General features: G+C 66.9%; 7 protein-coding genes. 3 read left to right on the top strand and 4 right to left on the bottom strand.

The genetic code is table 11. The features are described 5' to 3' along the window. The coding region (locus tag A5791_RS00645) for a 2-oxo acid dehydrogenase subunit E2 (RefSeq protein ID WP_197504568.1) at window positions 1-1,047 on the bottom strand (1,047 nt) is incomplete at its 3' end. Between the two features lie 209 nt (window positions 1,048-1,256). Next, window positions 1,257-2,012: a hypothetical protein gene (locus A5791_RS00640; RefSeq protein WP_067229308.1), complete on the bottom strand. Its 756-nt coding sequence runs from the start codon at window positions 2,010-2,012 to the stop codon at window positions 1,257-1,259. A gap of 386 nt (window positions 2,013-2,398) precedes the next feature. On the opposite strand from A5791_RS00640, the gene A5791_RS00635 reads away from it, so the two are divergent. Continuing rightward, entirely contained in the window at window positions 2,399-4,093 is a 1,695-nt protein-coding gene (locus A5791_RS00635; protein ID WP_067229315.1) for an MFS transporter, read from the top strand. An 8-nt stretch (window positions 4,094-4,101) separates the two neighbouring features. On the opposite strand, the gene A5791_RS00630 is transcribed toward A5791_RS00635, so the two are convergent. Both A5791_RS00630 and A5791_RS00625 read right to left on the bottom strand, forming a co-directional pair. Next, window positions 4,102-7,524: a TM0106 family RecB-like putative nuclease gene (locus tag A5791_RS00630; RefSeq protein WP_067229304.1), complete on the bottom strand. Its 3,423-nt coding sequence runs from the start codon at window positions 7,522-7,524 to the stop codon at window positions 4,102-4,104. Window positions 7,525-7,570: 46 nt separating this feature from the next. Further along, on the bottom strand, window positions 7,571-8,170 hold the full coding sequence (locus tag A5791_RS00625; RefSeq protein ID WP_067229312.1) for an LppP/LprE family lipoprotein: 600 nt from the start codon (window positions 8,168-8,170) through the stop codon (window positions 7,571-7,573). 147 nt (window positions 8,171-8,317) lie between these two features. On the opposite strand from A5791_RS00625, the gene A5791_RS00620 reads away from it, so the two are divergent. Together A5791_RS00620 and A5791_RS00615 are read left to right on the top strand one after the other, a co-directional pair. Beyond that, the gene (locus A5791_RS00620) at window positions 8,318-10,030 is read left to right on the top strand and encodes a DEAD/DEAH box helicase (protein WP_067229301.1); all 1,713 of its coding nucleotides are present in this window, start codon (window positions 8,318-8,320) and stop codon (window positions 10,028-10,030) included. Beyond that, a partial coding sequence (locus A5791_RS00615; RefSeq protein ID WP_067229299.1) for an acyltransferase occupies window positions 10,027-11,143 on the top strand: 1,117 nt, incomplete at its 3' end. The genes A5791_RS00620 and A5791_RS00615, both read left to right, overlap by 4 nt.

The following is an 11,143-nucleotide window of genomic DNA, read 5'->3' as shown; positions in this document are numbered from 1 at the left end:
GGTGCGCAGGAAGTCACCGGATTCCGCGCCCTGGATGATGCGGTGGTCGTAGGTCGAAGTCAGGGTGATCAGCTTGCCGATGCCCAGTTCGGCAATGCGTTCCTCGCTGGCTCCCTGGAATTCGGCGGGGTATTCCATCGCGCCGACGCCGATGATCGCGCCCTGGCCCGCCATCAGGCGCGGCACCGAGTGCACGGTGCCGATGGTGCCTGGGTTCGTCAGCGAAATCGTCACTCCGGCAAAGTCTTCGGCGGTCAGCTTGCCGTCGCGCGCGCGGCGCACGATGTCTTCGTAGGCAGAGACGAATTCGGCGAAGCGCATGGTGTCGGCGCGCTTGATGCCGGCCACCACCAACGCGCGTTTGCCGTCCTTGCCGGGCAGGTCGATCGCCAGGCCGAGATTGGTGTGTGAGGGCGTGACCGCGGTGGGCTTGCCGTCGACCTCGGCGTAGTGCCGGTTCATGTTGGGGAACTTCTTGATGGCCTGCACCATCGCGTAGCCCAGCAGGTGTGTGAACGAGATCTTGCCGCCGCGGTTGCGCTTGAGCTGGTTGTTGATGACGATCCGGTTGTCGATCAGCAGCTTGGCCGGAATCGCACGGACACTCGTCGCGGTCGGCACATCGAGCGACGCGGACATGTTCTTGACGACGGCCGCGGCCGCACCGCGCAGCACCTGGACTTCGTCGCCTTCGGCCGGCGCGGGAGGCGTGGCCTTGGCGTGCCTGGACGCGCCGTTTCCGCCGGCCGGGGTGGGCGGAGCGGCCGGGGCAGTTTGCGTGGGTGGGGTTGGTGGGGCGGCTTGGGTGGCTTGGGTCGCGGCGGGCTTTGCCGGCTCGGTCACCGGTGCGGAAGATGTCGCGGGCTTGGCCGCCGGGGCCGGCTTCCCGTCGCCGGCCGTAGCGGGTTCCGACGGAGCTTCGGGGTTGTAGTCAACCAAGAACTCGTGCCAGCTCGGGTCGACCGAAGAAGGGTCGTCGCGGAACTTGCGGTACATCTCCTCGACCAGCCATTCGTTTTGCCCGAATGGTGAACCTGTGTTGCTCACGGCCGCTGTTCGCCTCGATTCTTTGCTCCGAGTATCGCCTGCAAGCTTCCGGCAAGATCCTGCAAGCGCTGCCATCTGCGGCACCCCGTCCGGCGGGATGCCCCCACACCCGCGGCGGCCCGGAAGATCGCCGACTTCTAAAGGCTAACGCTTTGCGGCAATCCGCGAGAGCAGACTGGGGGACGCTGCGCGGGTCGCGACCGTCGGGTCTAACCGGCCTCGTTGACAGCCGGCAACAGGTGCAGGGTGACCGGCCAGCGGGCCGGCGGAACACCGAACGCCTGGCGGGCATTGTTGACGATCTTCTTGGCCACCATGCGGTTGCCGACGCCGCCGACCGCCGCTCCGACGCCGACCGGAAGCATCTTGCCGAACATCAAGGCGCCGCGTTTCACCGCGTACCGCTTGACGGCGTATTTGAGCATTCGGGTGTTCAGCCGGGCCAACGTCGACATCGGCAGCGAAGCCATACCCTCGGCCAGCCAGCCGCCGTTGGTGCGCCCGGGCCCGATCAGTTCGCCGATGGCACGCTTGCTGTCGTCTCCGACCAGGACGGCCAGCACCAGCGCGCGACGTCGCTCCCGGTGGTCGAGCGGGATGCCGTATACCTCGGCCGTCGCCAACACGAACAGCGCGGTGGCTTCCAGGAAGAAGACCGTCTCCCCGGCACCCGCGGAAAGTGCAGTCAGGGTGCCCACGCCGGGGAACGTCGCCGCAGAACCCACCGCCGCACCGCTGGCGGTCAACGCGGCCAGGTAGCGCTTTTCCAGCTTGGACGCGATTTCGGCGGGGCCCGCAGCCGGGTGGGCACGCCGCAGCCGGGCCACGTAAGCCTGCGCCGCCGGACCCTGTATCCGCGCGCTCCGCTCGATGACCTGCGCCAATGCACGCGCGGACGCTTTGGGTCGGCCGTCTGTAGTGGCCGGCAAGTGGTCCGGCTTGGACTTGCTCCGTCGGGCGCTCATGTTCCTCTCCTGGGAATGGATTCTCCCTAGCTAGTCCCTAGGCTAACGCTCATTCGGCCAAGTAAGTGCCCCGCCGAAAACCTCCGCGTCGCTGCCCGGCTTCTGCCCACCTGGGACGATGCCGGCCCGCGAGATAAGGTCGATCACGACGCGGGCCGTTTGTCGGCCACATTTGGGGTCGGGGCCTGTCCCGTCTTGGATTGGTTCCCGCCGGCGGGCAGTTGCTTGTCGGTAGCCGCAAATAGATCGCGAACGAACGAGGTGGATCCATGACCACGGCCTGGGCTCGCTGGCCCCGGGCGCTTGGGGGCCGCGCGGGGCTCAGCCATCCGACGAACCCGTCGAACGCAAACCCCGCGAAAGGTCCTTGGAACACCTTGTGGGCGATGATGATCGGCTTCTTCATGATCATGGTCGACTCGACCATCGTCGCCATCGCAAATCCGACCATCATGGCCGACTTGCACGCCGGCTACGCCGCCGTGGTCTGGGTGACCAGCGCATACCTACTGGGGTACGCGGTGGTGTTGCTGGTTGCGGGCCGGCTCGGTGACCGGTTCGGGCCCAAGAACCTCTACCTGATCGGTCTGGCCCTGTTCACCGCCGCGTCGCTGTGGTGCGGACTGTCGGGCAGTGCGGCCATGCTCATCGCCGCTCGAGTGGTGCAGGGAGTCGGTGCCGGGGTGCTCACCCCGCAGACCTTGTCGACGATCACGCGGATCTTCCCTCCGGAGCGACGCGGGGTCGCTGCCAGCCTGTGGGGCGCGACGGCCGGTGTCGCCAGCCTCGTGGGTCCGCTGGCCGGCGGGCTACTGGTCGACGGCTTGGGCTGGCAGTGGATTTTCTTCGTCAACGTCCCCATCGGCATCGTCGGACTGGCGTTGGCAATGTGGCTGGTGCCGGCGCTGCCCGTGCAGGCGCACCAGTTCGACCTGATCGGCGTCGCCTTGTCCGCTTTGGGCATGTTCCTCATCGTCTTCGGGCTGCAGCAGGGCCAGGCCGCCGGGTGGGATCCGGGCATCTGGGCGGTGATCGTCGCCGGGGTCGGGTTCATGGTGGCGTTCGTGTACTGGCAGTCCATACATACCGGTGAACCCCTGATCCCGCTGCGCATCTTCGCCGACCGCGACTTCACCCTGTGCAGCGTCGGAGTGGCGATTGTCGCGTTCGCGACGACGGCGATGATGCTGCCGGTTGCCTTCTATGCGCAGGGGGTTTGCGGGCTGTCGCCGACCCGCTCGGCCCTGTTGATCGCACCGATGGCGATCACCAACGGCGTGCTGGCGCCGCTGGCCGGCCGCATCGTCGACAGGCACCACCCGTTGCCGGTACTCGGTTTCGGCTTTTCGGCGCTGGCGATCTCGCTGACGTGGCTGTCCACCGAAATGACGCCGGGAACGCCGATCTGGCGGTTGCTGTTGCCGTTCCTCGGCATCGGTGCCGGGATGGCGTTTGTGTGGTCGCCGCTGACCGCGACTGCGACGCGCAACCTGCCGCCGCAGCTCGCCGGAGCCAGCTCCGGGGTGTACAACGCGGTCCGGCAGCTCGGAGCGGTGCTCGGAAGCGCCGGTATGGCCGCGTTCATGACGTCGCGAATCAGCGCTGAAATGCCGGCCCGAGCTTCCACGGCCGGTCGGCGCGGTCTGCAACTGCCCGAGTTCCTGCGCGAGCCGTTCTCGGCGGCGATGTCGCAATCGGTGCTGCTGCCCGCGTTCATCGGCTTGCTCGGTGTCGTCGCCGCCCTGATGCTGGTCGACCTCAAGCGCGCTGGCGAACCCGAGGATGACGACGTCGACTGGGATGATGGCGACGACGACGACCCCTACGTCGAGTACATACTGCTGCGGGAACCGGACGCCGAGGAGCGGGCGGACATCGCGCCGCGGGTGCAACCATCGGTACGACGGCAGCATGACGTGACGCGCCACGGCCCGGCCGTAGGTTGGGATCCGCCGATTGGGTTCGTCCACAACGGCACTGACGTCCACGCAGACGGGCGACCGGTGCGCGTCGAAGGCGAGGCGCAGCGAGGTCGTCGTCGGCGTTCCGACCCAGACGAACCCGTGTCCCGCGGCCGCTGAAGCCGGACCTACGGTGGTCCGCTCAGCGCCAGGAACGCGCCCAGGTCCACCAAACCGGCGGGCGTGGCGGGCAGGTAATCAGTCAGCAGCTCCGAGCGCACGATCATCGCCGCGCACTGTGCCCGGCTGACGGCGACATTGAGCCGATTCCTGTTGAGCAGGAACGAAATTCCGCGTGGCACCTCGGCGATCGATGACGCGGTCATCGAGACGAAGACCACCGGGGCCTGGCCGCCCTGAAACTTGTCCACCGTTCCGGCGCGGACCCCGCCGAGCCCGGCCGTCGCCAACCGCTGGCGCAGCAGCGCCACTTGGGCGTTGTATGGCGCGAGCACCAGCACATCGGAGGCGGCCAACGGCCGGGTGCCGCGTTCGTCGGTCCATGCGGCGCCCAGCAGACGTTGAATATGGGCGGTGATGGCGTCGGCTTCCTCCGGGCTGTCGACCGAATTACCTTGGTGTCGAACCGAAATGACGTGCACTCCAGGTTCCTGTCCGTCGAGGTGGCGCGCAGCGGTGCATTCGGCATGCGAATGGAGTCTGCCGCCGTAGGACAGCGTGGACACTGCGGCGCAGACGGCCGGGTGCATGCGATACGAGCGGTCCAGGAAGTAGCCGCGTTCGTCGGGCAGCGTGCGCTGGCCGTCGACCAGCCAATCCAACGCCGATCTGTCGACCGGTTCGGGATGAGTGCCCTGGCTGACCTGCGGCAGCTGCTGCGGGTCTCCGAGCAGGAGCAAATTGCGGGCCGCAGGTGCCACCGCGATGGTGTTGGCCAGACAGAACTGGCCCGCCTCGTCGATCACCAACAGATCCAGGCTGCCCGGCGGAACCCGGTTGGGATTGGCGAAATCCCATGCGGTACCGCCGATCACACAGCCCGCAGTGTCGGCAATGAACGTGGCGTAGTGGTCGCTGTCGATCTGCTGCCAACGGGCAGCGCGACGGTCGTGGGGTTTCTTCGCAACTCGCTGCGGATCCAGGCCGGCGTCGATCACGTCGGCGAGCACGTTCTCCACCGCGGCGTGCGATTGCGCGACAACGCCGATGCGCCAAGCACGTTGAGTGACCAGCCGCGTGATCACCTGCGCGGCAGTGTACGTTTTACCGGTTCCCGGCGGCCCGTGCACGGCCAGGTCCGACGCATCCAGGTCGAGCAGCGCAGCGGTGATGTCACCGACGGTGTCGGTGCCGCGCGGCAGCCCGGCGCCACTGCTGGTGCGGGGCGGCCGGCGCAGCAGGATGTCGAACAGTGCGGTGTGGGGGAGCTGCGGCAACCCATTCGCCACCATGGCAGCCGTCGACTCGATCGAAGCCCGCAGCGCCGTGGTCGGCACGGGAGGTCCGGGGGTCAGCGCGAAGGGCAGCTGGTGAAAGGTGTTGCCGTCCTTGCCGATGCGTTCCACGATGACCACTTCGGTGGGCAGGCTCGGGTCGTCCGTTTCGACGACCACAGCGGTGCCCGCGGCCCGGCGGTCCGGACTGTCGGTCATCCCGGACGGTGCCGGCGGCTCGTAAAGGGCGAACACCTCCGACTTGAGGTCGCCACGTGCCAGCTCACCGCGCAGGCGCAGGCGTCGCTGCGGTTTGCGGGCTCGTGGCGGCGTGTGCCAGTCGACGGTCACCTCAGCTTCGCTGGCCACGAAAACGTCTGTGTTGTCGGCCCATTCGTCGAGCGGGAAATTCAGCCGGTCGAAGTGGGCCCACCAAAAAGGTTTGTCCTCGCGGCGGTGATAGCCGCGAGCCGCGGCGACCAGAGCGACCGCGGTCTGCTCGGGCGTGCGGTCGCCGACGGCGGCGTCTCCGGTGAAGGCCGCCAGTGTCGTCGCCAGTTGATCGTGGCCGTCGATGGGGCTGCAGTCGGGAACCGGTTGAGCCCCAACCGGAATGACACCGGCTTCCCAGGCGCGCATCAGCAGCCAATCGCGCAGTTCACGAGTGGACCGGCAGTCGTAATGGTTGTAGGCTTCGATTTCCTTGAGCATCGTCGCGGCCTCGTCGAGGCGGCCCTCGTCGCGCAAATCGCAGTAGCGCGCGTAGCCGGTGATGGAGTCGGCGGCGGTGGTGACCTCACCGGACCGCAACTGGCTACCCATGTACAGCGGCTCCAGCGCCTTCAGGCTGCACGACTCCGCTCCGATGCGAATGCTCTTGCGCACCAACGGGTAGAGGTCCACCAACACGCCGTTGCGCAGCAAGTCGTCGACCTCGTCCTCGCCGACGCCGTACCGTCCGGCCAGCCGCAGCAGTGCCGTCTTCTCGTACGGCGCGTAGTGGTAGATGTGCATGTTCGGCCGCCGCTTGCGGCGCTTGGCCACCAGCGCCAGGAAGTCGATCAGGGCCTGGCGTTCGTCCACCCGGTTGTGCGCCCACAGCGGACGGAAAGTGCCGGCCGCCCCGGCTTCCAGGACGCCGAACAGATATTCCAGCCCCCACTCGCGGCCGTCCGCCGTCCACAGCGGATCCCCTTCGAAGTCGAAGAACAGGTCACCGGGGTCCGGCTCGGGCAGCAGCGTCAGCGGCTGCGGGTCGGCGATCTCATATTGCGGTATGCCGGTGTCACGCTGCCGGACTTGCAACTTGGCCTGTGCCGTCAAGTTGGCGAGCGCGCTGGAGGCCAGGTTGGGCACCGGTCCGCGGCGGCCGGCCAGCTCGGCGATAGTCGTGATACCCGCATCAATGAGCTTCTCGCGCTGGCTTATTCGCATTCCGGCGACCAGCAGAACGTCGTCGGCGGCGCGCAACTGCTCGGTACAGAGGTCACAGCGCAGGCATGCTTCCACCCGCTCGTCGTCCCAGCGCACCGCGGTACCGGCCGCGTAGTGATCGTCAAGGAGGCGCTGCACCCGCGCGCGCTGGGCTCGATAAACCGGGATCAGGTCGCACAGGCGGTGGCGTGTGACGGTCCCGTCGCCGAGTTCCAGCTCGGCTTCCGGTGCCACCGCGACGCCCGCGTCGGCCAGGGTGTCCGCGTAGGCGGCCAACTGCAGCAACGCGGTGACCTTTGCGGAGCGGGCCAGCTTGGTGTCGACCACCCGATATTGCCCGCCGTCGCGGACCAGGAAGTCGGCGAATCCGACGAAACGCCCGTCGAACACGGCGGCCTGGTAGACCACCGGGGCGTCGCTGACGATGGCGCGCCGCGTCGCCTCGGCGGCGGCCGTCAAGCCCGCGAACGTGTACGGCGGCCGGCCGATGATCGCGACCGCGCCGCCGAACTCTTCACGCAGGCGGTCGAGCCGGCGGCGCTCATGCTCGTCACCCAGGGCGGCGGTGCGCGCCAGCAGTTCGTCCGTAACGGCAACGGCCGGGCCCCAGCCCAGTTTTGCGTCGAAATCCCGCAGTAGGGCGTACTCGCATCGTGCGGCGGCGGCGAGATCCGACGCGCTGTAGGCAACCGTTTGGGCAGGTCTGTCGCCTATGACGAACACAGCAGCAACTGTAGGTGAGCCCACCGACAATCAGCCGGTGCCTGGATCAGGCGCCCGGTGTGTTGGCAATGAGCTCGACCCCGTTGCCGTTCCACCGGAACTTCACCCGGGTGCCCAAGCCGTTGACGCCGCTGGGATAGGTCAACGCGACGGTGTCACCGGTGCACTGCGACGTGTCAATGCCGTTGAACCCGTAGGTGTCGGGCACCCCTTGCGGGATGTACTTGCCGAGATGGAACATCACCGCCCGGGTGGTGGGATGGTCACCGTTCGTGTTGGCCTTGATCACCACCGCCGACAGCTGGGCACACTCGTTGTAGTTACCCGCCAAGGGCTCCGGATTCCAGGACTGATGACTGCGCGGATCGCGCGGCAGCTCGGAGACCACTTTCGCGATCGTCGGCGAAGCCAGGTTGACGGCACACGGGTCAGGGGGCGAAGCGCTGCTGGACGGGGCGACCGTCGGTGCTGGCGCGCTCGCGGCGGGGGCGGTGATCGACGCGGTTGGATGCGGCGTCTTTGCGACGGTGGAGTCCCCGGAACCGCACCCGGTCAGCGTCGGCGCGAGACATAAGGCAGCGGATAGGCCCGTCAACAACTCTGCGCGGCAAGGTAACGACCACACATCGAAGCACCGTACCGTCATCGTGGAGGCAGATGCGGCAGGCGTGGCCGGGTGGCGGGCATTGGCCCGCCGCGAGCGGGCCCAGATGTACAGAAGAAACGGCGTGTCGCCGTACCGACACGCGCGCTCGCGACGGCACCGGTCGCGCACCGTAGACTGCGAGGTCAAATGGCCCGTTTGGATAATTCGCCGGAGTCGCCGCCCGCGACATTTGCCGACCTGCAGATTCACCCTTCGGTCCTGCGGGCGGTCGCCGATGTCGGCTACGAGTCCCCCACGGCCATCCAGGAGGCCACGATTCCGGCGCTGATGGCCGGTTCCGACGTGGTGGGACTGGCGCAGACGGGCACCGGGAAGACGGCAGCCTTCGCGATACCGATCCTGTCAAGAATCGACGTCACCAGCAAGGCAACTCAGGCGCTGGTGCTGGCCCCGACGCGTGAGCTGGCCCTGCAGGTGGCCGAGGCGTTCAGTCGCTACGGAGCCCATCTACCCCAGATCAACGTGCTGCCGGTCTATGGCGGATCCTCCTACGCCGTTCAACTCGCCGGGCTGAAACGCGGTGCGCAGGTGGTGGTCGGCACTCCCGGCCGGGTCATCGACCACCTCGAACGCGGGACCCTGGACCTGTCGCGGGTGGACTACCTGGTTCTCGACGAGGCCGACGAGATGCTCGCGATGGGCTTCGCTGAAGACGTCGAGCGCATCCTGTCCGAAACTCCGGAATACAAACAGGTGGCGCTGTTCTCGGCAACCATGCCGCCGGCGATCCGCAAAATCACCGCCAAATACCTCCACGACCCGTTCGAGGTCACGTTCAAAGCAAAAACTGCTACCGCAGAGAACATTTCACAGCGCTACATACAGGTCGCCGGTCCACGCAAGATGGACGCGCTGACGCGAGTGCTCGAAGTAGAGCCGTTCGAGGCGATGATCGTCTTCGTGCGTACCAAGCAAGCCACCGAAGAGGTCGCCGAAAAGCTGCGTGCCCGAGGGTTTTCCGCCGCAGCCATCAACGGCGACATCCCCCAGGGGCAGCGGGAGCGGACGATAGCCGCGCTGAAAGGCGGCGGCGCCAAAGGCATCGACATCCTGGTAGCCACCGACGTGGCGGCCCGGGGCCTGGATGTAGACCGGATATCGCACGTGGTCAACTACGACATCCCGCACGACACCGAGTCCTACGTGCACCGGATCGGCCGCACCGGACGGGCCGGGCGTTCGGGAACCGCGCTGCTGTTCGTCTCCCCGCGGGAGCGCCACCTGCTCAAGTCCATCGAAAAGGCGACGCGCCAAACGCTCACCGAGACAGAACTTCCCACCGTCAAGGATGTCAACGCGCAGCGGGTGGCGAAGTTCTCCGATTCCATCACCGATTCGCTGGGCGCCGCGGGTATCGACTTGTTCCGCAAGCTGGTCGAGGACTACGAACGTGAGCACGACGTCCCGATGGCGGACATCGCCGCGGCGCTGGCATTGCAGTCCCGCGACGGCGAAGCGTTCCTGATGACCGAGCCGCCACCGGACCGGCCCAAACAACGCACCCGCGATGACCGTCCCGAAAAGCCAAGGCGGGTAAGAGACTTCGGCACCTATCGAATATCCGTTGGCAAGCGGCACAAGATCGGCCCCGGCGCGATCGTCGGCGCCATTGCCAACGAGGGAGGTCTGCACCGCAGCGACTTCGGCCACATAGCCATCGGGCCGGATTTCTCCCTGGTGGAGCTTCCCGCCAGATTGCCCAAAGGGACGCTCAAAAAGCTTGAGCAGACCCGTATCTCGGGTGTGCTGATCAACCTGCGGCCGGAGCGTTCGTCCGAGAAATCCGACAAGACCCGCAGCCGCGACGGCGCCAAGCCACGCCGGAAACGCGCCGGATGACGCTCTCCGAGGAACAAGACGTCCAGGGCGGGCTCGAGCAGACCTCCCATGTGGACCGTGTTGCGTCGCTGACCGGTATCCGCGCGGTCGCCGCGCTGCTGGTCGTCGGCACCCATGCGGCCTACACCACCGGCAAGTACGTCCAAGGATATTGGGGCCTGGTCAGTGCCCGGCTGGAGATCGGCGTGCCGATCTTCTTCGTGCTGTCCGGTTTCCTGCTGTTCCGCCCGTGGGTCAAGTCGGCGGCCACGGGCGGCCCGCCTCCGTCGCTGAGCCGCTACACATGGCACCGGATTCGGCGCATCATGCCCGCGTACGTCATCACCGTGCTGTTCGCCTACGTGCTTTACCACTTCCACGATGCGGGTCCCAATCCCCGGCACAGCTGGGAAGGGTTGATCCGCAACCTCATCGCCTACGTGCTGTACGACTACCACGAGGCGGGGCCCAACCCCGGGCACAGCTGGGAAGGGCTGATTCGCAACCTCACGTTGACGCAGATCTACACCGACGGCTACCTGGGTGCCTATCTGCACCAAGGTCTTACCCAAATGTGGAGCCTGGCCGTGGAGGCGGCCTTCTACGTGGTGCTACCGCTGCTGGCATACCTGCTGCTGGTGCTGCTCTGCCGGCGCCGCTGGCAGCCGAATCTGCTGTTGGGCGCCTTGGCGGTGCTGATGCTGATCAGCCCGGGATGGTTGATTCTGGTGCACTCCGACCACTGGTTTCCCGACGGCGCCCGGCTGTGGCTGCCCACCTACCTCGCATGGTTCCTCGCCGGCATGCTGCTGACCGTGCTGCAGGCAAAGGGCGTTCGCTGCTACGCGTTCGCCGCCATACCGCTGGCGATCGTCAGCTACTTCATCGTCTCTACCCCGATCGCCGGGGCGCCGACGACGTCGCCGGCGTCGCTGAGCGAGGCCCTGTACAAGACGGTCTTCTACGCTGCGATCGCGGCATTGGCGGTGGCGCCGTTGGCATTGGGTGGCGACCCTCCTGTGCAAGGGTGGTACTCCCGACTGCTGGCGAGCCGGCCGATGGTGTGGTTGGGGGAGATCTCCTACGAGATCTTTTTGATCCACTTGGTAACGATGGAGGTTGCGATGGACCGCA

It is taken from the genome of Mycobacterium sp. 852002-51163_SCH5372311, assembly GCF_001667115.1.
In the GTDB taxonomy this organism is placed as follows: Bacteria; Actinomycetota; Actinomycetes; order Mycobacteriales; family Mycobacteriaceae; genus Mycobacterium.
Note: the sequence above shows the minus strand (reverse complement) of the source record. Positions and strands in the feature narration are given on the sequence as shown.